Below are 25,593 nucleotides of genomic sequence, written 5' to 3'. Positions count from 1 at the left end.
CGCTACTCCCGGGTCTTGAGGACCGCGATCAGGTCCAGGTGGTCGAGGCGACGGCGTACGATGGCCGCGCAGATGATGGCCGCGGCCAGGGTGATCAGGCAGGCCTTGGCGTAGGTGGCGTCCATCACGATCAGCGGCACCCGGAACAGCTCGGTCTCGAAGGCCGAGGTCAGGTACCAGGCCAGGCCGTAGCCGATCACGCAGCCCAGCGGCATGGCCAGCCAGGTGAGCAGGCCGATCTCGCCAAGCAGCAGGTAGGAGATTTCCCAGCGGCTGAAGCCCAGTACCCGCAGGGTGGCGAGCTCCCGAGCCCGTTCGGATAGCGCGATGCGAATGGCGTTGTAGGTCACGCCCGCCGAGAGGGTGGTGGCGAAGGCGATGAAGAAGCCGACGAAGATGTACAGGAAGCTGCCCAGGGTCTCGTAGAAGGTGTCGATGGCGGCCTGTCGAAACTGGATGGACGACACCTCCGGCAGTTCCTTGAGCCGGGCGAGCAACTCGGCGCGCCCGGCGGGGTCGACGGTGATATGCACCCCACCCGCCACCCGACCGTCGCCCAGGTGACGGTTCAAGGCCTGAAGGTCGAGATAGGCCGGAGTGCCGAGGTGAGTCTCGAACAGGCGTACCACCGGCAGGGTGAGGATGGGGCGGCGCCCCTCGAGCACCTCCACCCGCACCGGGTCGCCGACCGAGACCTCGAGCACCTCGGCCAGCATGCGCGACAGCAGCAGGCCGTCCTCGGGCAGCGGGATCCGCTGGCCAGCGCTGTCGATCACCGGGCTCAGGGTGGCCCCGGCGGGGACGCCGCTGAGCCCCTGGCGCTTGTGATTGCGCCCGTGTGAGAGGCGCGCCGCGACGCCGCGGAAGGGCTCGGCGGCCAGCACCCCGGGCAGGTCTTCGACCGCCTCGATGACGGCCCAGGGCTTGAGCTGGTGGAAGCTCAGGGTGGCGTCCTGATGCTGGCCGCTGATGAAGACGCTGTCGGCCATGGCGTCGATGGCGTCCAGCCATTGCAGGGCGGTGACCAGCACGGCCACCGACATGGCGAGTCCCAGGCTTGCCATGAAGGCCCGCAGCGGCCAGCGCAGCAGGCGGCGCAGGATCATCCGGGTGGGCTCGTCGAGGAAGCGGGCAAGCCCAGAGCGCGACATTCGGCTCTGCGCATAGATCGGCGGCGAAGGCGGCTGCATCGCCTCTGCCGGCGGCAGGGCGATGGCCTGGCGCACCGCGAAGAGGCTGCCGGCCAGCGCCGCGGCGAGGCTCACGCCGCCGGCGATGACGAAGCTCAGAGGCCCCGGCTGATAGAGCAGGAAGGGAAAGCGGAACAGCGCGGCATAGAGCTGGGTGTTCCAGTGCCCGAGCACGCCGCCAATCACCGCGCCGAGCCCCACGCCGAGGGTGGCGATCACCAGCACCAGCTTGGCGTAGTGGGCGCCGATCGCCCCGTCGCTGTAGCCGAAGGCCTTGAGTAGGCCGATCTCGTGGCGTTCGGTGGCGATCAGCCGCGCCATCACCATGTGGGTGAGGAAGGCGGCGACCGCCAGGAAGATGCTCGGCATGATCCGCGACATGTTCTTCTGCTGGCGGATCTCGTTCTGCAAGAACCAGTTCGAGAGCTGGTCGGGACGGGCGATGGCGCCGGTGCCTCCGTAGGGAGCAAGCAGACTGTCCAGGCGCAGAATCGCCTCCTCGGTCTGCGCGGTGCGCTCGAGGGTGAGTGCGATGCTGTTGAAGGCGCCGTCCATATCATAGGCCGCTTCCAGGGCCTCACGGTGCATCCACAGGATGGCGTAGCGGGCGTCATCCGGCATCAGCGCCCCCGGGGCGATGACATAGACGAACTCGGGGCTTCCGGCGATGCCGACCAGACGCAGGGTGCGCTGCTGGCCGCTCAGCACCGCCCCGAAGCTATCGCCGGGCACCAGGTCATGGGCCTCGGCGAAGGCCTCGTTGACCACCACCTCGTCGGGGCGATGGCGGGCAGGCAGGCGGCCGGTGCGCAGGGTCAGCACATTGAGCCGCTGGGGGCCGTAAGCGGGCAGCGACACCAGCTGGGCGGTCACCGGCTCGGCCAGGTCGGGCATGTCGAGGATCGCCCCCTCGCGGATGCTGGTCTCCACTAGCCGCACGCCGGGTTGGGCGGCGATCTCCCGGGCCAGGCCCTCGGGGGCGCGTTTGGCCTGGGCGAAGATATCGGCGAAGCGGGCGCGTTCGTAGTAGGCGTCGGTGGTGTCTTCCAGCGCCTCGATGGTGGTCAGCGCCATGACCAGCAGCGCCGTGCCCGAGGCGATCACCAGGGCGATCGCCAGCACCTGGGCGCGCAGTCGCCACAGTCCGCGGGCGAGCTTGAGATCCAGCGCCTTCATCGGTGCGCGTCCCGTGGTAGTGGGACAGTGAGTGGGGTGAGTCGCGGCATGGCGCTCACCAGGCCAGCTCGGCCGGCGCGCGGCGGCTCGTGTTGACTTGAGTCTCGACGAGGCGGCCGTCGGCGAAGCGCAGCACCCGATGGGCGATGTCGGCGATCACGGCGTTGTGGGTAATCAGCAGCGTGGTGGTCCCCAGCGTCTGATTGACGGTGAGGATCGCCTCGAGCACCAGGATGCCGGTGGCGCTGTCCAGAGCCCCGGTGGGCTCGTCGCAGAGCAGCAGATCGGGGCGCTTGGCGATGGCCCGGGCGATCGCCACCCGCTGCTGCTCGCCGCCGGAGAGCTGGGCGGGGAAGTGATCGAGGCGCTCGCCGAGGCCGACCATGCCAAGCGCCTCGGCGGGCGTCATGGGATGGCGGGCGATCTCGGTGACCAGGGCCACGTTCTCCCGGGCGGTGAGGCTCGGGATCAGGTTGTAGAACTGGAAGACGAAGCCGACGTGCTCGCGGCGATAGCGATTCAGGGCGCGCTCATCATGGTGAGTCAATCGCTGGTCGTGAAACCACACCTCGCCGCTCGTCGGCACATCCAGCCCGCCGAGCAGGTTGAGCAGCGTCGACTTGCCGCTGCCCGAGGGGCCGAGCAGCACCACCAGCTCGCCTTCGGCGAAGTCGACATCGACGCCGCGCAGGGCCGCGACCTCCACCGCGCCCATGCGATAGGTCTTGGTCAGGCCGCGGGCCTTGAGCGCCACCGGCGGCGTGCTGGAGTCCTGCTGGGGCGATGGAGTGATCACCGGTCGAGCCTCTCTGACGGCTTGCTTCTCGAGAAGCCACCCGCTAGAGAAGCCCCTGCAGGAAGTATAGCGACTGCCGCCCGAGCGACGGCTGTTATGGATCAAGTGATCGGCTGGCCGGCGATCCAGGCAGGGAGCAGGGACCGGGAGCCGAGTTCAGAGCAGGAAGGCCAGCAGCGCCGGCAGATAGAGGAAGGCCAGTAGCGTCGAGCAGAACACCAGGCTCGCCACGTACTCGGGCTCGCGGCCGGAGCGCTGGGCAAACAGGTAGTTGAACACCGCGACCGGCATGCTCATCTGCACCACCAGGATGCTCTGGGCCAGCGGCGGCAGGGCGAGCAGGTGCCCGATCCCGAAGGCCAGCAGCGCGGCCAGCGGGATGCGCATCACGCTGAAGCCCAGGCCGGCGGCGAGGTTGCTGACGCGGATGTTGGCCAGCGACACCCCGAGGGTGATCAGCATCAGCGGCACGGTGAAGCCCGAGATCAGCTCCAGGGTGTTGTCGAGCCACAGCGGCAGGTCGGTATCGGTGAGCAGCAGCGTCAGCGCGATGGCGATGGCATAGAGGGCGGGAGTGCGGGCCAGGGTGCGCAGTGGCCGGCCGCTGCGGCTCGACATGGCGATGCCGAAGGTGAACTGCACCAACGACACCGTGACCATCACCGCGACCGCGAAGGCGAAGGCCGACGGGCCGAAAGCATAGAGCACCACCGGCAGGCCCATGTTGCCGGTGTTGGGGTACATCATCGGCGACAGCAGTACCTGCCAGGGCTTGCCGAGCAGCGGCGCCACCAGCAAGGTCGCCATGGCCATGACGGCGAGCACCAGCAGGGTGCCGAGCATCGTCAGGGTGAAGCTCTGGGCATCGACCTCGGCGCCCGATAGCGAGGCCAGGATCAGCGCTGGGGTGCCGATGTTGAAGACCAGCTTGGTGACGAAGGGCACCGGGAAGTCGTGGCCCAGCCGCACCCAGGTGAAGCCCAGACCGGCTCCGATCAGCACGGGGGCCATGACGGCGAAGAGTTGGGCAAGCATCGGCGGTCCTTGTCGGTGGGGGAGCGAGTCCGGGTATTGTCATGATCCTGTCCACCGCCATGCAACTTCCATGCAACGCCGGCCTGGGGGCTTGATCATGAGAAATGTGCCCTAATTGTCAGACAAATGACAATACAAGTAAGACAAATGGGTAATGGTGTCGGTTATTTGACTCGCTAGACTGTCGGTCAGCTCTCTTGCGAGTACACGCCTGCGTCCACAAAAAGGACAACCCATGAATGCGCTTACACTAATTTCCTTCGTTTTTTTCACCGGGCTGGTCGCTTTCATCACCTGGCGAATGACCCGGAATGACGACCACCGGCACTCCACCGGCTTCTTCCTGGCGGGGCGAAGCCTGACCTTCCCCGTCATCGCCGGCTCGCTGCTGATGACCAACCTGTCCACCGAGCAGATGGTGGGCCTCAACGGGGCCGCCTTCACCGATGGCCTCTCGGTGATGGCCTGGGAGGTCATCGCGGTGGTGGCGCTGGTGGCGGCGGCGCTGTTCTTCCTGCCGCGCTTCCTGAAGAGTGGCATCACCACCATCCCGGAACTGCTGGCGCTGCGCTTCGACCGCACCACCCAGCTGATCGCCAACATCATCTTCATGCTGGCCTACGCGGTGATCCTGCTGCCGAGCATCCTCTATTCCGGCGGCCTGGGCCTGATGGGCCTGCTCGACCTGAAGACGCTCACCGGCATCGAATCCAACCAGGTGCTGCTGGTCGGCACCATCGTCGCGGTCGGCCTAGGTGGTTCGGTCTATGCACTGTTCGGTGGCCTGCGCTCGATCGCCATCTCCGACACCTTGAACGGTATCGGCCTGCTGATCGGCGGGCTGCTGATCGTCTATTTCGGCCTGGACGCCGTGAGCGATGGCCAGGGTGCGCTGGCCGGCTGGGAGGAACTCAAGGCCGCCAACCCGGAGAAACTGCATTCGCTGGGCGGCGAGGGTCAGTCGGTGCCTTTCTCGACCCTGTTTACCGGGGTGCTGGTGCTCAACATGTTCTACTGGTGCACCAATCAGCAGATCATCCAGCGTACCTTCGCCGCCAAGACCCTGGCCGAGGGCCAGAAGGGCGTGATGCTGACCGGCCTGCTCAAGCTGCTCGGGCCGCTGTATCTGGTGATTCCCGGCATCATCGCCTTCTACCTCTATGCCGGCGAAGGCATCAAGGCCGATGCCGCCTATGGCCGCTTGGTGTTCGACGTGCTGCCGGCGCCGCTGACCGGCTTCTTCGCCGCCGCCATGGTTGGGGCCATCCTGTCGTCCTTCAACTCGGCGCTGAACTCCACCACCACCCTGTTCAGCCTCGACATCTACAAGGCCCGCCTGAAGCCTGACGCCAGCGACGAGCAGGTGGTGAGGGTCTCCAAGTGGGCCGGCTGGATCATGGCCGCGGCCGCCATGACCATCGCACCGCTGCTGAGCGGGCAGGAAAGCCTGTTCATCTACCTGCAGAAGGTCAGCTCGATCTACTACATTCCGCTGTTCGCGGTGGTACTGGTCGGCCTGCTGAGCCGCTACGTGCCCGCCAAGGCGGCCAGCCTGGCGCTGGTGCTGGGCTGCGTGGTGATTGGCCTGTTCTCCTTCGTGCCCTTCTTCAACGGCCTGCTGAACGGGCTGCACGAGTTCCACTTCATCACCATCGTGCTGGTGGCGCTGATCGCGATGATGCTGGCCTTCGGCAAGTTTGCGCCGCGCAGCGAGCCTTGGGTGCAGGAAGACGTCAAGGCCATCGACATGACGCCCTGGGCCGGCGCCAAGGTCGCGGGTGCGGTGCTGGTGGTGCTGGTGCTGACGATTTATATCGCCTTCATCTGAGGCATCATCGGGGACACCCGATCACGACAGACGCCCGGGCCATTGGCCCGGGCGTCTGTCGTTGGGGGATGGTGCGAGGGTCGGACGGATTCTGAGTCCGTCATTGGCAATTCGTGGCTGGTACCCAGTGTCTGCACCCGGCTTCCAGGGCGCCGGGGTGTTCTTAGTCGAAGTTGCAGTCGCAGTCGCAGGCGCGCAGGTGCAGCAGCAGGGCCTGGTCGGGGTCGAGCACCGGCAGGGCCAGGCCCAGGGTCATCAGCTGCTCGCCGCTCGCTTCCAGCGCCTCGCCCCGGGTGAGCTGGGCGTCGATCCAGGCCGGCAGATCCTTCATGCGACGCTCGGGATGCTCGGGGAGCTCGAGCAGTTCGACCCGGTAGCGGCGGGCCGGGTCGAGTCCCGCCAGTGGCTGCGGCGCCGGCAGGGCATGGCGCGGCATGGCCAGCTGACTGACGTTGTAGAGCGCCTCGTCGCCGGAGGGGCTGACCACACCATGCGCCTGCTGGTGCGGGTCGAGGCAATCCAGGCGCCAGCCGACACCGCCGTGGAGCAGGCCGCGCAGCGCCTTGTAGCGCACGATCCAGCCCCTGAGCTCGGTGCGCTCGTCGCGGTCGAGCCGGCTGACATCCAGCTCCAGGCCCAGATGCCCGAACAGGGCGGTGCTGGCGCGGAAGGCCAGGCTGGTACGGCGCGAGGTGGTATGGGCATGCTCGGGCCCGATGTGGGCGCCCAGGAGCTCCGGCGGCAGGAAGCGCCCGGCACCGCGCTGGATGTGCACGCGCTCGTGAGGGTCGTTGCAGTCCGAGGTCCAGACGCGATGGGTGTGGCGCAGGATGCCGTGATCGGTGCGGGCCCCGCCCGAGGCGCAGCTCTCGATCTCGACCTCGGGATGCGCGGCGCGCAGGCGGGCCAACAGGGCATAGAGAGCCTCGACCTGGGCATGAGCCGCCGGGCGACCGGCGTGCTCGCCGGCCTGGCTGGCCGCATGGGTCAGGTCGCGGTTCATATCCCACTTGAGATAGCGGATCGGGTACTCGGCGAGCAGCGCATCGAGGCGCTCGAACAGGTAGTCGCCGACCTCGGGGCGGGTCAGGTCCAGCACGCACTGGTAGCGACCCAGCGGCTGGTCGCGGCCCTCGAGCCCGAGGATCCAGTCCGGGTGGCGGCGATACAGGTCGCTGTCCGGATTGACCATCTCGGGTTCGACCCACAGGCCGAACTCCATGCCCTGGGCGTGAACCGCTTCGATCAGCGGGCCGAGGCCCTGGGGGTACTTGTCCTCGTCCAGATACCAGTCGCCCAGGGCGGCGCGCTCGTCGTCGCGGCCGACGAACCAGCCGTCATCCAGCACGAAGCGCTCCGCGCCCACTTCCCCGGCGGCCACCACCAGTTCATCGAGACGGGCGGCATCGTGGTCGAAGTAGAGCGCTTCCCAGGTGTTGACGTGCACCGGGCGTGGCTTGTCCGCCTGCGGCCAGTCGAGGCGCGCGCGCAGGGCGGCATGCTGGCGCTGACTGGCGCCGTTGATGCCGCTGTCGGACCAGGCCAGCACCACCTCCGGGGTGGTGATCGACTCACCGGCCGCCAGGCTCTGCTCGCCTGGCAGCAGCAGGGCACCCAGTTGCAGCTGGGTGCTGCCGTCGAACTGTCGCTCGACCAGCACCCGATGGTTGCCGCTCCAGGCCAGATGGGCGCTGATGACCTCGCCACGTTGTTCGCTGAAGCCTTTGGTGCCGACCACGATCGAGGGCACGCGCTGGTGCGAACTGCGGCCGCGACGGTTCTCCAGGGCGAACAGGCCCTCGCCGATGGCATGACGGGTCTCGGTGAACTCCTGCACCCAGCGGCCGCCGAAGGTCAGGTATTCCTCGTAGCGCACCGGCAGCGGCAGGCAGGACGCGGCCAGCCACTCGAGGCGATAGGGGGTCGCGGCCAGGTTGCTCAGGGTGGTCTGCTGTCGCAGCACGCCCTCGGCGGTCAGTTGAAGCGAGAGATGCACCGCCAGCTGGCCTTGCTCATCGCGCAGGGTCAGCAGGGCGCGGGCGGCCTGCGCATCGTGGCGACAGTCGACGTCGGTCAGGTGCAGGTCGCTGAGCCAGTCCCGGCCGTCGCGGTCGCCGCTGAGCGCCGGCTGGCCGGCGAAGCCGCGGCCGGCGTCGTTGAACAGGGTGTTGAGCGGCAGCCGGTCGAGGCTCGCCTGGGGTGTGGCGCCTCCGCTCAGGCGACGCTGGGTGGCGGGGTCCACCGCCAGGGGGCGGCCGAAGTGGGCGAGCTTGAGCCTGCCCTGGTCGAGGTCCAGCTGCAGCTGGACGCCGGCGGCGGTCAGGGTCAGCCACTGCGCCTCCGGCAGGTGGCGGCTGTGGGGCGCTGAGGTCGAATCGGTGGTCGTCATGCGGTCAGTCTCTTGGGCTCGTTCGGGGCGTCGGGCTTGGCGAGCGCAGGCAGGTTTCAGACAGCGCCTAGGCGCATTTCTGGCCAAGCTCTGGAAACGTTCTGGCAGCGCTCAACCGAGGCGCAGCGCGGGTTCCGCGGCGCCGTGGCAGCCGGGCAGAGCGTCGGCGAGGTCGATGGCAAAGAGCGCGCCGTCATGCTCCATGGGCGCCGTCATGCCCTCCCGTGCGGTGGTGATGTAGAGGGTGGAGAGGCCAGGTCCGCCGAAGAGCGGACAGGAGGGCTGACGGGCGGCCAGCGCCACATGAGCGATCTCCTTGCCCTGGGGGTTGAGCCGGGCCACACGACCGGCACCCCACAGGGCGATCCACATGCAGCCCTCGGCATCCATCACGGCGCCATCCGGGCCGCCGCCCGAGTGGCGCAGGTCGGCCCAGGGCTCGGGCTCCCTGAACGCGCCATCGTCGCCGCGCTCGGGGAAGCCCTGGGCGTCCAGTGTCCAGCGCATCACCCAGCCGATCGCGGTGTCGGTGAAGTAGGCATGGCGGCCATCCGGCGAGAAGCACAACGCGTTGGGGATGGTGAGCCCCCGGCGCAGGCAGGTGAGCTCGCCACGATGCAGGCGATAGAGGCTGCCGGCGCCTTTCTCGGCGCCAAGCCCCATGGTGGAGAGCCACAGGCTGCCGTGGGTATCGACACGGGCATCGTTGCTGCGGGTGACGGGGTTGTCGGCCTCGAAGGGCAGGAAGGCGGTGCTCTCGCCGCTTTGCGGGTCGAAGCGCGAGAGCTGGCCTTCCGCCACCAGCAGGTAGTCGCCATCACGGGTCAGGGCCGCATAGGAGGTGCGGCGCTTAAGCTGCGTGACCCGATGCTCACTGCCATCGGCGCGGGCGCGGTGCAGCTCGGCGGCCAGGATGTTCAGCCAGCGCACGTCGCCGCGCGCCCCATCCCAGCCCGGGCCTTCGCCCAGCTCGCAGGCGCTTGCGACACGGACCTCGGCCCGGCCGAGGCAGGGGGACGACGGTGTCGGGACATCACTCATTCTGGTGCTCCTTGTCGATACGCGAGACGCGCCAGGTCGGTGGGTGTGAATCAGTCGCTCGCCTGCCAGGCGGCGACCAGGGCACGGGCCCGCTCGCCCACCTCCTCGGCGGACAGCCCCGGCGTATAGAGGGCGGTGCCGAGGCCCGCGCCCTGCACGCCGGCGGCGCGCCACTCGGCGAAGTTGTCGACGCCGATGCCGCCGACGGCATACAGCTCGGTGCCCTGGGGCAGCACGGCCAGCATCGCCTTCATGCCCGCCAGACCGACCTGGGTGGCCGGGAACAGCTTGAGGCCGGAGGCGCCCGCGGCCAGGGCGGCGAAGGCCTCGGTCGGGGTGACGATGCCGGGCATGGAGACCATCTCCAGTCGGCGGCTCTCGCGGATCACCGCCTCGTTCATGTTGGGCGAGACGGTCAGGCGACCGCCCGCGGCGTGCACGTCGCGCACCTGCTCGGGGGTCAGCACGGTGCCGGCCCCGACCAGAACCTCGCCGCCGTGCTTCTCGGCGCAGTGACGCGCCAGCTTCGCGATGCTCTCGAGGGGCTGCGGCGAGTTGAGCGGCACCTCGATGCGGGTGATGCCGGCCGCGATGATTTCATCGGCAATGGCGAGGATTTCGTTCGGCGTGACGCCGCGCAGGATGGCAACCAGTGGCAGGCTCATGACAACTCCTTGGCAGGGGGAAGGATGAAACATCAGGGACAGACGCCGTCAGCGGCGCCCTCGGCCGTTCAGGCTCCGGGCAGGGCTTGGATCTGTCAGCGGTCTGGGCCGCGGTATGGGGCAATGGTCCGGGTCAGTGGGCGGTGGCGTGATGAATGCGCCCCAGCCCGGCCAGGATCATGTCGGCATTGGCCTCGATCTCGACCGAGAAGCCCAGATACTCCAGCGCGAGCCGATAGCGCCGGCACAGCGCCTCGTCGCCGATCAGCACCACCTGGCTGCCGGCGGGCAAGCCAGCCGTGGCACCGGCAAGCTCGAGGCCCAGCACCAGGCCCGAGAGCCGGGCACCGAGCCGGGTGCCCCGAGCCTCGTCGGCGGGCAGCCGGGTATCGAGCAGGTCCCGGGCGCGGATGCCGAACAGCTCGGCGCTCAGGCGCTCGGGGGCCGCCATGGCGGTGTCGATGCCATCCAGGAAGGCCGCCCGCTGAGCCTCATCGGCGAGGCTCCCGGCACGTTCAGCGGCGCCCAATGAATGCTTGAGCACCGAGTCGTGGCTGAGCAGCTTGAAGAGCTCGCCACTCATGAAGGTGGTGAAGCCTGAGACGTGGCCCGCCTCGAGTCGCACCCACTTGGCATGGGTGCCGGGCAGGCAGACGGCCCCCTCGAAGCCGGGACGCCTGGCGACCAGACCGGACAGCTGAGTCTCCTCGCCACGCATCACGTCGAAGGCGTCGCCGCCGTCCGGTGCGGCGCGCTGGCAAAGCCCCGGCACGATCTGCACGTGCAAGCGCGCGTCCTGGGTGGTCACCGGTTTCAGCTGGCTGCCGAGACGGTCGAGGGGATCGGTCGCGCCTTGCTCCAGCGGCAGATAGGCGGCCTCCACCCAGCCCTGACGAGCGCCCGCCATGCCGCAGATCAGCACATCAATGGCCTGGCCCTGTGTCGCCGCCGGGAGCCAGTCGCCGATCACCTCCAGCAGCACGCGCTCGAAGTCGTCCGGGGCGAGGCCCAGCATGCCGCGGGGTCTGCTGGCCTGCGCGACCACCCGATCATCGCCGTCCAGCGCCCAGGCGCGCAGGTTGCTGGAGCCCCAGTCGACGGCGATCCAGCGGGGCGTTATGACCACGGCGCTCACACCCGGCCCCCGTCGACCACCATCGGCTGGCCGGTCATCATCCGCGAGGCGGAGGAGGCCAGGAACAGGCAGGGATTGATCATGTCCTCGACCGGGATCGCTTCCTTGAGGCACTGCTGATCGATGCACTCCTTGAGGTCACGGTCGTTGACCCACAGCTCGCGCTGGCGCTCGGTCATCACCCAGCCGGGAATCAGGCAGTTGACGCGGATGGCGTCCGGCCCCAGCTCCCGGGCCAGCGCCTTGGTCAGGCCCATGATGCCGGCCTTGGCGGTGACGTAGGTCGGGTAGCCATCGAGGCCCAGCATATAGCTGTTGGAGGACAGGTTGATGATGGCACCGCCGCCCAGGCGGCGCATGTCGGCGGCCACCGCCTGGGCGGTGAAGAACTGCGGGCGCAGGTTGGTGGCGATCGACTCGTCCCACTGCTCCACCGTCCACTCCTCGAGCTTGTGGCGGGTGTCGCGGGCGGCATTGTTGACCAGCACGCCGATCGGGCCGTGAGCCTCGCGGGCCTTTACGATGGCGCCCTGAAGGGCGGCGATGTCCTGGATGTCGCAGCGGATAAACAGCGGGCGATTGGCGTACTTCGCCTCCATGGCATCGCAGAAGGGCGTGGCGTCGGACAGGCCGACGAAGGCCACCTTGGCCCCCTGGGCGAGGAAGCCCTCGGTCAGGGCGGCGCCGATGCCGGAGCCGCCACCGGTGATGAAGACGCTGGCGCCGTCGAGGTCCGGGTAGCGGAAGTCGGCGAAGGCGGGGGCATTAGAGGCTGCTGTCTGAGCGGTCATGAGGGCTCCATCTTTCATTCATGACAGGCCGCCGGCGGCCTGTCGGTCACCCACGCAGGCCCATGGGAGCCGCGTGGGTGTGGCGTGATTGGGGACGGACGAGTCGGCGCCTACGGCCGTCGCCCGACGGGGGCGGATGCCCGGGATCGGCCGGAACTTACCACTCGGCGACCGAGCCATCCTCGTGCTGCCATACCGGGTTGCGCCAGCGGTGACCGACCTTGGCGCGCTCCTCGACGAAGGCCTCGTCGATCTCGACACCGAGCCCCGGGCCCTGGGGGATGGCACAGAAGCCGTCCTCGATGGCCAGCGCGGACTTGTCGACCAGATAGTCGAGCACGTCGTTGTCCTGGTTGTAGTGGATGCCCATGCTCTGTTCCTGGATGAAGGCGTTGTGACACACCGCATCCAGCTGCAGCGAGGCGGCCAGCGTCAGCGGGCCCAGCGGGCAGTGCGGGGCCAGCGCCACGTCATGGGCCGAGGCGAGGGTGGCGATCTTGAGCCCCTCGCTGATGCCGCCGCAGTGCGAGAGATCGGGCTGGATGACGTCGACCATGCCGTCGGCCAGGAGGTCGCGGAACTGGAAGCGGGTGTGCAGGCGCTCCCCGGTGGCGATGGGCGTGGCGATGCCCTCGGCGATGTGCTTGAGGGCCGGCAGATGCTCGGGCGCCACCGGCTCCTCGATGAACATCGGGTGGAACTGCTCGAGCTCGCGCATCAGCGCCTTGGCCATCGGGCGATGCACGCGGCCATGGAAGTCGATGCCGATGCCGACGTCCGGTCCCACGGCGTCACGGGCCTCGGCCACGCGGGCCACGGCGTCATCGATCTTCTTGTGGGAGTCGACGATCTGCATTTCCGGGGTGCCGTTCATCTTGAAGGCGGTGAAGCCCTGCTCGACCAGCGCCTTGGCGCCGGCACCCACGTCCGAGGGGCGATCGCCGCCGGTCCAGGCGTACATGCGCATCTTGTCGCGCACCGGGCCGCCGAGCAGCTGGTGCACGGGCACCCCCAGATCGCGCCCCTTGAGATCCCACAGCGCCTGGTCGATGCCTGCGATGGCCGACATCAGGATCGGTCCGCCGCGGTAGAAGCCGGCCCGGTACATCACGTTCCACAGGTGCTCGATGTGGCGCGGGTCCTGGCCGATCAGGTAGTCGGACAGCTCGTGGACGGCGGCCTCGACGGTGGCGGCACGGCCCTCTACCACCGGCTCGCCCCAGCCGTAGCAGCCCTCGTCGGTCTCGATCTTCAGAAACAGCCAGCGCGGCGGCACCTGCCAGGTCTTGAGTCGGGTGATTTTCATGCGATGGATCCTTTTTGTCGGGCAAATGGCAGAAGGTGGCGCGGCGCGGCCGGTCTCAGTCGGCGAGTGCTGATCCGTCAGACAACGTCGCCGACTGCCTGAGCTGGCGCCCACCGTTGTCGACGCCGAGATCGGCGGCGGTGCGCGCCAGCACGCGTTCGGTGGCCTCGCGAGCGGCGTCCGGCTGGCGCAGGCGGATGGCCTCGAGCACCCGGCGATGGCGCGCCAGGCTGTCGTCAAGCGAGTCCGCCTGATGGTGGGAGTGCTGGATCAGCGCGACGATCGAGGGTCGCAGCAGCAGTCCCATCTGGCGCCACACCAGGTTGTGGCTGGCGCGGTAGATGGCGTCGTGGAAGGCCACATCGTAGTCCGCGTGCTCCTCGCGGCGCGCGGGGTCGTCGGCGCTTTCGCACATGCCGTCGAAGGCCGTCTCGATGCGAGCCAGGTCCTGGGCTGTGGCGGCCAGGGCGGCGAGTTCGCTGACGAAGGGCTCGGCCGAGAGGCGAAAGGCGAAGACCTCGCGCACCAGCTGCGGATGCGGCGACTCGAGCCCCGCCATCCACTCGCTCATCTGCGGGTCGAGCAGGTGCCAGTCGACGATGTCGCGCACCACGGTGCCACGACCGGCGGTACGCTCGATTAACCCGCAGCCGCTCAGGGCGGCCAGGGCATTGCGGACCCGGTTGCGGCTGGCCGCGAAGTGCTGGCAAAGGTCCAGCTCGCGGGGAAAGGTCTCCCCGCTGGCCCACTGCCCGGACAGGATGGCGTGGGCGAGTACGGTGGCCAGCGCGTTGGCGCCCCCGGCCTCGTCGGGCTGCGGAAGCCGAGAGAGTTGAGTGAGCGGTGAGGCTTGAGTCACGGTGTTCTCCAAAATATCTGATGTAAATATATTAATGTCGGACATTTCGTGCAACGGCTTTTTGCCGGTTGACGCTTAGACATTGGTCGAGCCCGCCGGGTGAGCGGCGCTCCGGCGATGACGCCGGGTCAGCGACGGGCGGCCATAATGTCGGGATGCGACATCCATGTCGCAAATCCGTCCTGTCGTGACGTCGCCAAGCATCTTGGGGGGCGGGGCCGGGGCTACCATCGCCTCAAGATGGCGCCGTTGACGCCACTCGTCGGTCGGGCCACGCCCCGAATGAGTCAGGAGACACCTATGCAACGCTATTCAGGCTTCGGGCTGGTCAAGCACGCGCTGAGTCACCACGAGAACTGGCAGCGCCAGTGGCGCAACCCCACGCCCGGGAAGGCCTACGACGTGATCATCGTCGGCGGTGGCGGCCATGGGCTGGCGACCGCCTATTATCTCGCCAAGGAGTTCGGCATCACCAAGGTGGCGGTGCTCGAGAAGGGCTGGCTGGGCGGCGGAAACACCGCCCGCAACACCACCATCGTGCGCTCCAACTACCTGTGGGACGAGGCCGCGGCGCTCTACGAGCACTCGATGAAACTCTGGGAAGGGCTGTCCCAGGACATCAACTACAACGTGATGTTCTCCCAGCGCGGCGTGCTCAACCTCGGGCACACCCTGCAGGACATGCGCGACATAAAACGCCGGGTCAACGCCAACCGCCTGAACGGTATCGACGGCGAGGTGCTCGATGCTCAGGGCGTGCAGGCGCTGGTGCCGATCCTTGATTGCTCATCGCGGGCCCGCTATCCGGTGATGGGCGCCTCCTGGCAGCCGCGGGCCGGCGTGGCCCGCCACGACGCCGTGGCCTGGGGCTATGCCCGGGCCGCCGACGCCCTGGGGGTGGATCTGCTGCAAAACACCGAGGTAACTGGCTTCAAGATCCGCGACGGCCAGATCCTGGGGGTGCACACCAACCGCGGCGACATCGAAGCCAGGACCGTGGGCTGCGTGACCGCCGGCAATTCCGGGGTGATGGCGAAGATGGCCGGCATCAGGCTGCCGCTGGAATCCCACCCGTTGCAGGCGCTGGTCTCGGAGCCGATCAAGCCGATCCTCGACACCGTGGTGATGTCCAACCATGTGCACGGTTATGTCAGCCAGTCCGACAAGGGCGACCTGGTGATCGGCGCCGGCATCGACGGCTACAACGGTTATGGCCAGCGCGGCAGCTACTCGACCGTGGAGCACACCCTGCAGGCGATCGTCGAGATGTTCCCGATCTTCTCGCGGGTGCGCATGAACCGCCAGTGGGGCGGCATCGTCGACACCTGCCCGGATGCCTGCCCGATCCTCTCCAGGACCCGGGTCAAGGGCCTTTACTTCAACTGTGGCTGGGGCACCGGGGGCTTCAAGGCCACGCCGGGCTCCGGGCATGTGTTTGCGTCAAGCCTCGCCAAGGGCGAGATGCACCCGATCGCCAGGCCGTTCTCCATCGACCGTTTCCATACCGGTGCGCTGATCGACGAGCATGGCGCGGCCGGCGTCGCCCACTGATTTCTGCGAGCTGCGCCGGGCGATGGCTGCGTTGTTCGACTCATCGGAATCCTCATGTACAAGCTCGTACACTCCGGTTCCGCTTCGTCGAACGCCTTGCCCTCATCACGGCTCGCTGGCGCAGAAAAACGATTCGCTTTCGTCCGAGTGATGGAGGAGCCAGGACCATGTTCAATATCTACTGTCCCTACTGCGGCGAGCACCGCGAGGAAGAGGAATTCCACCCCAAGGGTCAGGCGCATATCGCTCGCCCCGCGGACCCGCAGGCCTGCTCGGACGAGGAATGGGGCGACTACCTGTTCTTCCGTGACAACCCGCGGGGCGTTCACCATGAGCTGTGGGTCCACGCGGTGGGCTGTCGCAAGTTCTTCAACATCACCCGCCACACCGTGAGCTACGAGATCCTCGAGGTCTACAAGATGGGGGAGCAGCCGTCGATCACCGCCGAGAGCCACGCCGACAAGGCCGCGGCGAGCGCCGCCGAACGCGATGCCCCCCGGGCCGAGCGTCGAGAAGGAGTCCGCGCATGAGCCAGTCGCCGCAGCAGCCGAACCGTCTCGAGGCCGGCGGTCGCATCGACCGCACTCGCAAGCTGAGTTTCACCTTCAACGGCCAGGCGTATCAGGGGCATCCCGGGGATACCCTGGCCTCGGCGCTGCTCGCCAATGGCGTCGATATCGTCAACCGCAGCTTCAAGTACTCGCGCCCCCGCGGCATCGTCGCCGCCGGCGCCGAGGAGCCCAATGCCATCGTCCAGCTGGGCAGTAGCGACGCTGGCCAGGTGCCCAACGTGCGTGCCACCCAGCAGGCGCTCTATGAGGGCCTGTCCGCCCGCAGCACCAACGGCTGGCCCAGCGTCCAGCGCGACCTGATGGGGCTGGTGGGCAAGCTCGGTGGCCAGTTCATGCCGCCGGGTTTCTACTACAAGACCTTCATGGCCCCGGCCTCGATGTGGCTGACTTATGAGAAATACATCCGCAAGGCCGCGGGCCTGGGGGTAAGTCCCACCGAGGCCGACCCGGACATCTACGACCATATGCACCAGCACTGTGACGTGCTGGTGGTCGGTGCCGGCCCCGCGGGCCTTTCCGCGGCGCTGGCCGCCGGGCGCACCGGCGCACGGGTGATCCTCTGCGACGAGCAGGAGGAGCTGGGCGGCTCGCTGCTCGATTCCCGCGAGACCCTCGACGACGCCCCGGCCGTGGCCTGGGTCGAGCAGGCGCTCACGGAGCTTGCCGGGCTCGAGCACGTGACCCTGCTGCCCCGCACCACCGCCAACGGCTATCACGATCACAACTTCGTGACCCTGCACGAGCGGCGCACCGAGCACCTGGCCGACACCGCGCCGGCGGTGCAGGGCCGCCGTCAGGTGCGTGCCCGCCTGCATCGGGTACGTGCCGGCCGGGTGGTACTGGCCAGCGGCGCCCACGAGCGGCCGCTGGTGTATGCCGGCAACGACGTGCCGGGCAACCTGCTGGCGGGGGCCGTGTCCACCTATATCCGCCGCTATGGCGTGGTGCCGGGCCATCGGCTGGTGCTCTCCACCAGCAACGACCACGGCTACCGGGCGGCGCTGGACTGGCACGACCTGGGGGCGGCGTCCGGCCGCGAGGTGGTCGCCATCGCCGACGCTCGCGCCAATCCCGAGGGTGAGATGGTGGACGAGGCCCGCGCCAAGGGCATCCGCGTGATCCCCGGCGCCGCGGTGATCGAGGCCAAGTCAGGGCGAGGAAAGCACGACAAGCGCGTCGCGGCCGCCAGGGTGGCCCCGATCGATATCGCCGGCTTCGCGGTTGCAGGCCCCATCGAGGAGCTCGCCTGCGATACCGTGGCGAGCTCCGGCGGCTACAGCCCGGTGGTGCACCTGGCCTCCCACACCGGCAGCCGGCCGACCTGGAACGACGAGATCCTAGGCTTCGTGCCCTCGCCGGTGAAGGGCCTGACGCCCGCCGGTGGCGCCCGAGGGGTCTATGCCCTCGGCGAGGTGCTCTCCGAGGGCCGCGAGGCCGGTCGCGTCGCCGCCGAGGCCTGCGGTTTCGCGCCGGTTGACTTAGCCCTGCCCGGCGTCGCGTCGCGGCGGGACGGCGCCGCGGTGGCCCTCTTTCAGGTGCCGCACCAGAAGCCGACCCTGCGCGCGCCCAAGCAGTTCGTCGACCTGCAGAACGATGTCACCGCGGCGGCGATCGAGCTCGCCACCCGCGAGGGCTTCGAGTCCATCGAGCACGTCAAGCGCTACACGGCGCTTGGTTTCGGCACCGATCAGGGCAAGCTTGGCAACATCAATGGCATGGCCATCGCCGCCCGCTGCCTGGGGCGTTCGATCCCCGAGGTCGGCACCACGGTGTTCAGGCCCAACTACACCCCGGTGACCTTCGGCGCCATCGTCGGCCGTCACTGTGGCGAGCTGTTCGACCCGAAGCGCTACACCGCCCTGCACCAGTGGCACGTGGAGAACGGCGCGGAGTTTGAGGACGTCGGCCAGTGGAAGCGGCCCTGGTACTTTCCACAACCAGTTTCATCACAACAGGGCCCCGCTGCGGACGGCGGCAGGCTTGAGACCATGCATGAGGCGGTGGCCCGGGAGTGCCTGGCGGTGCGCGAGGGCGTCGGCATTCTCGATGCCTCGACCCTCGGCAAGATCGACATCCAGGGCCCGGATGCCCGGGAATTCCTGGGTCGGGTCTACACCAACAAGTGGGCGAAGCTGGCCCCGGGACGCGTCCGCTACGGCCTGATGTGCAAGGACGACGGCATGGTGATGGACGACGGCACGACGAGTTGCCTGGGCGAGAATCACTTCCTGATGACCACCAGCACCGGCGGTGCGGCCACCGTGCTCGAGTGGCTCGAGATATGGCACCAGACCGAGTGGCCGGAACTCGATGTCTATTTCACCTCGGTGACCGATCACTGGGCGACCATGACCGTCACCGGGCCGCAGGCGCGCCAGCTGCTTGCCGAAGTCACCGACATCGATCTCGACCGCGAGGCCTTCACCTTCATGGACTGGCGCGAGGGCACGGTAGCCGGCGTGCCGGCGCGGGTCTTCCGCATCTCCTTCACCGGGGAGCTGGCCTACGAGATCAACGTCCAGGCCAACTACGCCATGCACGTCTGGAAGACGCTGTTCGCCCATGGCGACAGCTACGGCCTGACGCCCTATGGTACCGAGACCATGCACGTGCTGCGCGCCGAGAAGGGCTTCATCATCGCGGGGCAGGACACCGACGGTTCGGTGACCCCGGAGGATCTGGGCATGCAGTGGGCGGTCGGCTACGACAAGCCGTTCTCCTGGATCGGCAAGCGGGCCCTGACGCGACCGGACACCCGGCGCGAGAACCGCAAGCAGCTGGTGGGCCTCAAGCCCAGGGATCCCGAGGTGGTGCTGGAAGAGGGCGCGCAGATCGTGCTCGACCCCAGCCCTGATAAAAAGCACGCGATGCCCATGCCGATGGAAGGTCACGTGACCTCGAGCTACTACAGCCCGACCCTGGAATCAGGCTTCGCCCTGGCGGTGGTCAAGGGCGGCCACCAGAAGCTCGGCGAGACGGTCTATCTGCCCATGGTCGACGGCCAGGTCCACGAGGTCGAGATCGTCAGTCCCGTCTTCGTCGATCCCAAGGGAGAGCGTCAGCATGTCTAACGTCCAACAGTTCGATACGCGCCCCGTCGTTGAAAATGAATGGGAGATCGCCGTCGAGTCGCCGCTTTCCTGCAGTCTCCACCACTCGGGGGCGCCACAGGCCAAGGGCGACAGCCAGGTGATCCTTCGCGAGCGCCCCTTCCTCGGGCATCTGATGCTGCGTGGCGGGGCCATCGTGCTCGATGAGGCCCTGCGCGAGGTGGTGGGCCTCTCGCTTCCCGGCGAGCCGCTGGGGTTGGTGCAGTCATTGTCCGGCGGGCCGGTGGGTGAGTGCTCGCTCCAGTGGTTGTCGCCGGACGAGTGGCTCTTGATCGTGCCCGGCGGCGAGGAGTTCGACGTCGAGCGCCGACTGCGCGAGGCACTGGGCGATGCCCACATCAGTATCGTCAACGTCAGTGGAGGCCAGACGCTGCTGGAGCTTGAAGGCGACAAGGCCCGGGAAGTGCTTAAGAAGTCGGTAGCCTATGATGTCTATCCGCGCCACTTCCCGGTCGGCAAGGGCGTGACCACGGTGTTCGCCAAGGCCTCGGTGATCCTGCGCCGGCCCTCCGATACACGCTGGGAGCTGGTGGTGCGCCGAAGCTTTGCCGACTACATCTATCGATGGCTGCTGGATGCCGGCGAGGAGTACGGCATTGCCGTCGAGGAGGGCGCATGAGTCAACCCGCCGATACCTGGATCCTGGCCGCCCAGTGCCCGAGCCGCCTGGGCACCGTGGATGTGGTCACCCGCTTTCTCAGGGAACAACGGGGCTACATCACCGACCTGAGCTCCTTCGATGATCGCCTCGGCGAGCGCTTCTTCATTCGCGCCGAGTTCCGCCCGGAAGACCCTGGCCTCGACGGCGATTCCTTCCGCCAGGCCTTCGCGCAGCGCGCCGCCGAGTTCGAGATGAGCTTCGAGCTGACGCCCCCCGGCACTCGCTTGCCGGTGGTGATCATGGTCTCCAAGGCCGATCACTGCCTCAACGACCTGCTGTATCGCTACCGTATCGGCCAGTTGCCCATCGATATTCGCGCCGTGGTCTCGAATCACCCGGATCTCGAGCCGCTGGCCGCCTGGCACGACCTGCCGTATTACCACTTCCCGATCACGCCAGCGACCAAGGCCGAGCAGGAGGCGAAGGTATGGCAGGTGGTGCAGGAGACCGGGGCGGAGCTGGTGATCCTCGCCCGCTACATGCAGGTGCTCTCGAGCGACATGTGCGAGAAGCTCTCGGGGCGGGCGATCAACATCCATCACTCGCTGCTGCCCGGCTTCAAGGGTGCCAAGCCGTACCATCAGGCCTATGAAAAGGGCGTCAAGCTGGTCGGCGCCACCGCCCACTACATCAACGACGACCTCGACGAGGGGCCGATCATCACCCAGGGCGTGGAGCCGGTGAGTCATGTCGACTATCCCGAGGACCTGGTGGCCAAGGGGCGCGACATCGAGTGCCTGACGCTGGCCCGGGCGGTGGGCTATCACGTCGAGCGGCGGGTCTTCCTGCATGCCCGGCGCACGGTGGTGTTCGACCGTTAATTTCTTGCGGCAGAAACGCCACGGCCCGGTCGATGACCGGGCCGTGCTGATTCAGGGCGATGTCGTAGCGCCGGCGTCGAGCCGGTTCAGGACAGGCTTACTGGTTCTGGTCGACGGACTGCTGGGCCTTCTCGCCGGCCGATTCCAGGGCGTTGCCGGCGCGGGTCAGCGCATCGGCGGTCGCGGCCTTGGTGGTTTCCCAGGCGCTGCTGGCGCCCTCCTTGGTGTTGGCCCAGGCTTGCCGAGTCGCCTGCTTGGTCTCTGCCCACCAGGTGCTGGTGTATTCGGGCTGCTGGCTGATCTCGTCACTCGTCATGTCGATATGCACGACATAGGTGACCCGATCGAGACGATCGCCGTTGAGCGTCTCCACGGTGAAGTGACCGGTGTCGATCACGTAGGACTTTTCAGCCAGGCCAAACTGGTCGTCGGTCTCGATGACCAGGGCGCGCACCCGCATGTCGTCATCGAGCAGGATATCGTCCACTTCGCCGACGTGTTGGCTGGGCGTCGCCTTCAGGACGACGTCGGCGTCGCCGAGCTCATCGGCGGAATAGAGTCCCTGGGGAGCGGCGAGGGCTGATCCTGTGACGCTCATGCCACCGACGAGGAGGGCGCCGAACAGGGCGCTTTTCAGGTTGCCTTGCAGGACGCCTTTCAGATTAGTGCCGAGCGATTTCCGTGCTGTCATGAATCCGTCCTCCTGGTTTGAGAATCCTTCTCTCATGGCCGGATGCTGCGCCATACCCGATTACCTTGAGGGCGTGGGGAGAATTTCAAGGGGGCGGATTGACCCGATCGCGTCTCACAGCCGCCGCAGCTGCCACATGAAGTAGCCGCCGCCCAGCAAGGAGGCCACCAGACCCGCCGGGATCTCGTTGGGGTAAAGCCACTGGCGGCCCAGCCAGTCGGCCAGCACCATCAGCAGGGCGCCGATCAGCGCCGCTCCGGCGAGGTGATGGCGGGCCCGGGAGAAGCCCAGCAGCCTGGCCAGGTGTGGCGCCAGCAGGCCGACGAAAGACAGCGGCCCCACCACCAGGGTGGCGCAGGCGGTGAGCAGGGCCACCAGTGCCAGCAGGACGAGCCGCGCCCGGGCCACCGGCAGGCCCAGGGACGCGGCGGTGGGCGTGCCCAGCGGCAGCAGGTCGAGCCAGCGGGCGAAGGGGCGCACCGCCAGCGCCATGCCGGCGGCCAGCACGATGACCACGACGGCACTGCCCAGGTCGACGTAGTAGGTCGACCCGGACAGCCAGGCCAGCACCAGCTGGCCGCGGGGGTCGCCGCCGGCCAGCACCAGGGCGCGCACCGCCTCGAAGAGCGCGCCGATCGCCACCCCGGTGAGCAGCAGCCGCTCGGGGCGAAAGCCGCTGTTGCGGTTGAGCATCACCAGCACGGCGAGACTCGCCAGCGCCCCCAGGGTGCCGGCGCCGATGAGCATCAGGTTGCTCGGTGCCGGCAAGAGGAAGATCGCGCCGATCAGGGCGATGGCGCTGCCGCCACTGATGCCCAGCACCTCGGGGCTCGCCATGGGATTGGCCGTCAGGCGCTGGATCAGGGTGCCGGCGAGGGCCAGCATCACGCCGCTTCCGGCGGCAGCCAGCACCCGCGGCAGGCGCCATTCGAGCACCGCCCCGTCGAGCGACAGGGCCCAGCGTTCGCCGTCCTGACCAAGGATGATCGCCAGCGCGCTCAGTCCAGCCAGGGCTAGCAGCAGCAGGACGGCCAGGCGGCCGGGAGCCGGGTGGCGATGCCCCGCCGGCATGGCGTCGGCGCTGGGCGGCTGGCCACCGGTCAGGCGCAGCCGCGGGATCAGCCACAGCAGCAGCGGGGCCCCCAGCGCCGCGGTGGCCGCCCCGGTGGGGATCAGCGTCGGCAGACGCCCGGATAGCGCCTGCATGGCCAGATCCGATACCGCCAGCAGCAGGGCGCCGAGCAGCGTCGCGGCGACGAGCCGGCCGCCGAGCGTGCGGATGCCGGCCAGGCGCACGATGTTGGGCGCCGCCAGGCCGATGAAGCCGATCACTCCGACCAGGCTGACCACGCAGCCGGTGAGGAAGATCGCCACCGTGAGCCCGGCCAGGCGCAGGGCGGTCAGCGAGACCCCGAGGCTCCTGGCGCTGGCTGCATCCAGGCTCAACAGCCGCAGCGGGCGCAGCAGCAGCCCGGCCGCCAGTGCCCCCAGCAGCAGGCGAGGGGCGAGACGGGCGACATCCCCCCAGCCGTTCTGAGCCAGCGAGCCGGCGCCCCAGATCATCAGCCCCTTGAGCGCCTCCTGGTGGAACAGCAGCACCACCATGCCGAGCGCGCCCAGATACAGGTTGACCACCAGGCCGGCCAGCACCACCACCATCGGCGCCAGGCCGCGGCGCCAGGCCAGGGCGACGACCAGCCCCATGGCGAGCCCTCCGCCAGCCAGTGCCACCCACTCACGACCCAGCGTCAGCAGACCAGGTGCCATCAGGGTCGCCGTCATCAGGGCCAGATTGGCGCCGCTGGCGACCCCGAGGGTGGTCGGCGCGGCCAGGGGGTTTCTCAGCACCTGCTGCATCAGCACCCCGGCCAGCGCCAGGGCACCGCCGGCGAGCAGGGCCATGACGAGCCGTGGCCACCAGGCGAAGTGCAGGGCCAGGGCCTCGCCGGTAGCGCTGGGCGGGGCGATCAGGGCAGCGAGGCCATCCGCCAGCCCCAGGCTTGCGCTCAGGGATTGAGCGGCCAGCGCCACGGCGGCCAGGGCCATCAGCGTCAGCAGGGCCAGGAAGCCTCGCGGCAGGCCGCCAGGACGGTGCGAGGCTAAGGGGGGAGTCAGGGGTTCGGAGCCGGGTGTGTTAGTGGGCATGGGCGTGCCTCTCGTCTTGCAGCAGGCCTTGGGTGAGCGTTTCGGCGAAGCGCCGGGCCGAGGGCAAGGCGCCGGCGCTCCACACCGGGGGCAGGCTGATGACGCGATGCTCGCGCACGCTGGGCAGCGCCTGCCACAGGCTACTGTCGTCGAGCGCCGCGGCGACGCCCACCGGTAGCGGTTCGACCACTACCAGACGCGCCTGGATGGCGGCGAGTGCCTCGAGCCCGACCACCGAGAAGCCCCAGGCATTGGTGGCTCCTTGCCAGGCGTTGGTGAGGCCAAGCCGCTTGAGCACCGCCTGGTAGAGGCCGTGGTCGCCGAATACCCGCACATGGCGGGCATCCATGAACTGGACAATCAATAGCGGTTCCTCGGCGGTCTCGGGGTGCTCGGCCAGGGTCTCTCGCAGGCGGGCAAGCCTGTTTCGGGTCGTGTCGATCAGTGCCTCGCCGGCGGCGTTCCGGCCGCTCAGCGTGGCCAGGCGGCGTGTCATGGCCAGCAGCTGCGGCCAGATGGGCTCCTGCGGAGAATGGAAGGAAAACCGCGAGACGGGGGCGATGCGCTCGAGGCGCGGGGTCAGGTTGGCAAACATCGGCGAGATCAGGATGCGGTCCGGGGCGAGGCGGGCCAGGCGCTCCAGGTTGGGCTGGGCGCGCAGGCCAAGATTGACCACCGAGGGCGGCAGCGCGGGCTCGCCGACCCAGGCGTGGTAGGCATCGACCTGAGCCACGGCGGTGGGGGCGGCGCCGAGGGCCACCAGGGTCTCGGCGAGGGTCCAGTCCAGGATCGCCAGCCGCGGGGCATGATCGCTTGAGAGGGCATCGCCATCGCCAGCCGAGCCCAAGTCAGCCGAGCCAGAGTCAGCCGCGTGAGCCAGCGTCCCGGGCATCAACAGCAGGGCAAGGAGCAGCCCGGTCAGCCGTTGCCGGATCGACGGGCGTTGCGGATTGTGACGCACAGGACAAATCATCGAGGAACCAAGGGGGGCAAGAAGCGGTGAGAAAGACGTGGCGCGGCATCAGTGCACCACGGCGATGCGCTGTACGCCGCCGGGGTGGGGCATGACCCGCATCGGCAGGCCATAGATGGCCTCCAGGGTGGCGTCGTGCATCAGCTGCTCGGGGCTGCCCTTGGCCTGCACTCGGCCGCCATGCAGGGCGATCAGGCGATCGCAGTAGCGCGCCGCCATGTTGATGTCGTGGAGCACGATGATCACGCCGAGCCCTAGCTCATGGCACAGCCGGCGAATCAGCTCGAGCACCTCGACCTGATGGGCGATGTCCAGCGCCGCCAGGGGCTCGTCGAGCATCAGGTACTGGCTGCCCTGGGCCAGCAGCATGGCCAGCCACACCCGCTGGCGCTCGCCCCCGGACAGGCTGTCGACCCGGCGGCCGGCGAAGGCCTGGGTGCCGGTCAGGGTCAGGGCCCGCTCGATCTGGGCGCGGTCCTCACGGCCGGGCCGGCCGAGCAGCCCCTGCCAGGGGTAGCGACCGAAGCCCACCAGCTCGCGACAGGTGAGGTCCTCGGCGGGCGGCAGCTGCTGGGGCAGGTAGGCCACGCGGCGGGCGAAGGCGCGGTTATCCCATTCATCGAGCGGGGTGCCGTCGAGGTGAACTGCGCCCTGGCTCGGCGGCTGCTGACGTGCCAGCAGCTTGAGCAGGGTCGACTTGCCGGAGCCGTTGTGGCCGATCAGCCCCACCACCTGGCCGGGAGCCAGGGAGAGGTCGGTGGGGTGCAGCAGGCGGGTGCCATCGACCTCGAAGCTAGCGGCGCGGACATCGATCATGGCGGGTCTCGGTAGGACGGGGATGAATGAACGAGCAGTGGA

General features: G+C 68.4%; 20 protein-coding genes. 6 read left to right on the top strand and 14 right to left on the bottom strand.

What is annotated here, in order from left to right; translation table 11 throughout:
- Positions 1-2 precede the first annotated feature (2 nt).
- The 3 genes from IEJ03_RS12515 to IEJ03_RS12505 all read right to left on the bottom strand — a co-directional run bounded on the left by IEJ03_RS12515 (position 3) and on the right by IEJ03_RS12505 (position 4,197).
- On the bottom strand, positions 3-2,366 hold the full coding sequence (locus tag IEJ03_RS12515) for an FtsX-like permease family protein (RefSeq protein ID WP_192035171.1): 2,364 nt from the start codon (positions 2,364-2,366) through the stop codon (positions 3-5).
- A gap of 55 nt (positions 2,367-2,421) precedes the next feature.
- Complete coding sequence (locus IEJ03_RS12510) at positions 2,422-3,162, bottom strand: ABC transporter ATP-binding protein (protein ID WP_242457967.1); 741 nt, start codon at positions 3,160-3,162, stop codon at positions 2,422-2,424.
- A gap of 156 nt (positions 3,163-3,318) precedes the next feature.
- Positions 3,319-4,197: an AEC family transporter gene (locus tag IEJ03_RS12505; RefSeq protein WP_192035170.1), complete on the bottom strand. Its 879-nt coding sequence runs from the start codon at positions 4,195-4,197 to the stop codon at positions 3,319-3,321.
- 235 nt (positions 4,198-4,432) lie between these two features.
- On the opposite strand from IEJ03_RS12505, the gene IEJ03_RS12500 reads away from it, so the two are divergent.
- Positions 4,433-6,025, top strand: coding sequence for a solute:sodium symporter family transporter (locus IEJ03_RS12500; RefSeq protein ID WP_192035169.1), 1,593 nt, complete (start codon positions 4,433-4,435; stop codon positions 6,023-6,025).
- A 163-nt stretch (positions 6,026-6,188) separates the two neighbouring features.
- Here the strand turns inward: IEJ03_RS12500 and IEJ03_RS12495 are convergent, their stop codons facing one another.
- The 7 genes from IEJ03_RS12495 to IEJ03_RS12465 form a co-directional block, all read right to left on the bottom strand.
- On the bottom strand, positions 6,189-8,414 hold the full coding sequence (locus IEJ03_RS12495) for an alpha-galactosidase (protein ID WP_192035168.1): 2,226 nt from the start codon (positions 8,412-8,414) through the stop codon (positions 6,189-6,191).
- Positions 8,415-8,525: 111 nt separating this feature from the next.
- Complete coding sequence (locus tag IEJ03_RS12490) at positions 8,526-9,455, bottom strand: SMP-30/gluconolactonase/LRE family protein (protein WP_192035167.1); 930 nt, start codon at positions 9,453-9,455, stop codon at positions 8,526-8,528.
- A gap of 50 nt (positions 9,456-9,505) precedes the next feature.
- Entirely contained in the window at positions 9,506-10,120 is a 615-nt protein-coding gene (locus IEJ03_RS12485; RefSeq protein WP_192035166.1) for a 2-dehydro-3-deoxy-6-phosphogalactonate aldolase, read from the bottom strand.
- A gap of 133 nt (positions 10,121-10,253) precedes the next feature.
- Positions 10,254-11,255 (bottom strand): 2-dehydro-3-deoxygalactonokinase, encoded by a 1,002-nt coding sequence (locus IEJ03_RS12480; RefSeq protein WP_202884374.1) that lies wholly within the window; start codon positions 11,253-11,255, stop codon positions 10,254-10,256.
- A complete protein-coding gene (locus IEJ03_RS12475; protein WP_192035165.1) occupies positions 11,252-12,046 on the bottom strand; it encodes an SDR family oxidoreductase in 795 nt (264 codons plus the stop codon). The genes IEJ03_RS12480 and IEJ03_RS12475 overlap by 4 nt, the downstream gene beginning before the upstream one ends.
- Before the next feature lie 157 nt (positions 12,047-12,203).
- The gene (dgoD, locus tag IEJ03_RS12470) at positions 12,204-13,352 is read right to left on the bottom strand and encodes a galactonate dehydratase (RefSeq protein WP_192035164.1); all 1,149 of its coding nucleotides are present in this window, start codon (positions 13,350-13,352) and stop codon (positions 12,204-12,206) included.
- 55 nt (positions 13,353-13,407) lie between these two features.
- Entirely contained in the window at positions 13,408-14,211 is an 804-nt protein-coding gene (locus tag IEJ03_RS12465; RefSeq protein WP_242457966.1) for an FCD domain-containing protein, read from the bottom strand.
- A gap of 300 nt (positions 14,212-14,511) precedes the next feature.
- Here IEJ03_RS12465 and IEJ03_RS12460 point away from each other — a divergent pair, with 300 nt between their 5' ends.
- From IEJ03_RS12460 to purU, 5 genes are all read left to right on the top strand, one after another.
- Entirely contained in the window at positions 14,512-15,762 is a 1,251-nt protein-coding gene (locus tag IEJ03_RS12460) for a sarcosine oxidase subunit beta family protein (RefSeq protein WP_192035162.1), read from the top strand.
- A 167-nt stretch (positions 15,763-15,929) separates the two neighbouring features.
- Positions 15,930-16,292, top strand: a complete 363-nt coding sequence (locus IEJ03_RS12455) for a sarcosine oxidase subunit delta (RefSeq protein ID WP_192035161.1) — start codon at positions 15,930-15,932, stop codon at positions 16,290-16,292.
- Positions 16,289-19,405, top strand: a complete 3,117-nt coding sequence (locus IEJ03_RS12450; RefSeq protein WP_192035160.1) for a sarcosine oxidase subunit alpha family protein — start codon at positions 16,289-16,291, stop codon at positions 19,403-19,405. The genes IEJ03_RS12455 and IEJ03_RS12450 overlap by 4 nt, the downstream gene beginning before the upstream one ends.
- On the top strand, positions 19,398-20,063 hold the full coding sequence (locus IEJ03_RS12445; protein ID WP_192035159.1) for a sarcosine oxidase subunit gamma family protein: 666 nt from the start codon (positions 19,398-19,400) through the stop codon (positions 20,061-20,063). The genes IEJ03_RS12450 and IEJ03_RS12445 overlap by 8 nt, the downstream gene beginning before the upstream one ends.
- On the top strand, positions 20,060-20,926 hold the full coding sequence (gene purU, locus IEJ03_RS12440) for a formyltetrahydrofolate deformylase (protein ID WP_192035158.1): 867 nt from the start codon (positions 20,060-20,062) through the stop codon (positions 20,924-20,926). The genes IEJ03_RS12445 and purU overlap by 4 nt, the downstream gene beginning before the upstream one ends.
- Positions 20,927-21,023: 97 nt before the next feature.
- On the opposite strand, the gene IEJ03_RS12435 is transcribed toward purU, so the two are convergent.
- From IEJ03_RS12435 to IEJ03_RS12420, 4 genes are read right to left on the bottom strand one after another with little or no spacing between them, the layout of a single operon-like run.
- On the bottom strand, positions 21,024-21,671 hold the full coding sequence (locus IEJ03_RS12435; protein WP_242457965.1) for a PRC-barrel domain containing protein: 648 nt from the start codon (positions 21,669-21,671) through the stop codon (positions 21,024-21,026).
- A 60-nt stretch (positions 21,672-21,731) separates the two neighbouring features.
- Entirely contained in the window at positions 21,732-23,762 is a 2,031-nt protein-coding gene (fhuB, locus tag IEJ03_RS12430) for a Fe(3+)-hydroxamate ABC transporter permease FhuB (RefSeq protein WP_192035157.1), read from the bottom strand.
- Positions 23,752-24,723 carry an ABC transporter substrate-binding protein gene (locus tag IEJ03_RS12425; protein WP_242457964.1) on the bottom strand — a complete coding sequence of 324 codons (972 nt, stop codon included), beginning with the start codon at positions 24,721-24,723 and terminating at the stop codon, positions 23,752-23,754. The genes fhuB and IEJ03_RS12425 overlap by 11 nt, the downstream gene beginning before the upstream one ends.
- 60 nt (positions 24,724-24,783) lie before the next feature.
- Entirely contained in the window at positions 24,784-25,551 is a 768-nt protein-coding gene (locus IEJ03_RS12420) for an ATP-binding cassette domain-containing protein (protein WP_192035156.1), read from the bottom strand.
- Between the last annotated feature and the right edge of the window lie 42 nt (positions 25,552-25,593).

Source organism: Halomonas sp. YLGW01, from assembly GCF_014840935.1.
Classification (GTDB): domain Bacteria; phylum Pseudomonadota; class Gammaproteobacteria; order Pseudomonadales; family Halomonadaceae; genus Onishia.
This window is presented reverse-complemented; position numbering and strand designations above follow the sequence as displayed.

Bases quoted from the DNA above. Each gene is read 5' to 3' on its own strand.
- IEJ03_RS12515 (WP_192035171.1), bottom strand. From the start codon at position 2,366: ATGAAGGCGCTGGATCTCAAGCTCGCCCGCGGACTGTGGCGACTGCGC.
- IEJ03_RS12505 (WP_192035170.1), bottom strand. From the start codon at position 4,197: ATGCTTGCCCAACTCTTCGCCGTCATGGCCCCCGTGCTGATCGGAGCC.
- IEJ03_RS12500 (WP_192035169.1), top strand. From the start codon at position 4,433: ATGAATGCGCTTACACTAATTTCCTTCGTTTTTTTCACCGGGCTGGTC.
- IEJ03_RS12495 (WP_192035168.1), bottom strand. From the start codon at position 8,414: ATGACGACCACCGATTCGACCTCAGCGCCCCACAGCCGCCACCTGCCG.
- IEJ03_RS12490 (WP_192035167.1), bottom strand. From the start codon at position 9,455: ATGAGTGATGTCCCGACACCGTCGTCCCCCTGCCTCGGCCGGGCCGAG.
- IEJ03_RS12485 (WP_192035166.1), bottom strand. From the start codon at position 10,120: ATGAGCCTGCCACTGGTTGCCATCCTGCGCGGCGTCACGCCGAACGAA.
- IEJ03_RS12475 (WP_192035165.1), bottom strand. From the start codon at position 12,046: ATGACCGCTCAGACAGCAGCCTCTAATGCCCCCGCCTTCGCCGACTTC.
- dgoD (WP_192035164.1), bottom strand. From the start codon at position 13,352: ATGAAAATCACCCGACTCAAGACCTGGCAGGTGCCGCCGCGCTGGCTG.
- IEJ03_RS12460 (WP_192035162.1), top strand. From the start codon at position 14,512: ATGCAACGCTATTCAGGCTTCGGGCTGGTCAAGCACGCGCTGAGTCAC.
- IEJ03_RS12455 (WP_192035161.1), top strand. From the start codon at position 15,930: ATGTTCAATATCTACTGTCCCTACTGCGGCGAGCACCGCGAGGAAGAG.
- IEJ03_RS12450 (WP_192035160.1), top strand. From the start codon at position 16,289: ATGAGCCAGTCGCCGCAGCAGCCGAACCGTCTCGAGGCCGGCGGTCGC.
- IEJ03_RS12445 (WP_192035159.1), top strand. From the start codon at position 19,398: ATGTCTAACGTCCAACAGTTCGATACGCGCCCCGTCGTTGAAAATGAA.
- purU (WP_192035158.1), top strand. From the start codon at position 20,060: ATGAGTCAACCCGCCGATACCTGGATCCTGGCCGCCCAGTGCCCGAGC.
- IEJ03_RS12435 (WP_242457965.1), bottom strand. From the start codon at position 21,671: ATGGCGCAGCATCCGGCCATGAGAGAAGGATTCTCAAACCAGGAGGAC.
- fhuB (WP_192035157.1), bottom strand. From the start codon at position 23,762: ATGCCCACTAACACACCCGGCTCCGAACCCCTGACTCCCCCCTTAGCC.
- IEJ03_RS12420 (WP_192035156.1), bottom strand. From the start codon at position 25,551: ATGATCGATGTCCGCGCCGCTAGCTTCGAGGTCGATGGCACCCGCCTG.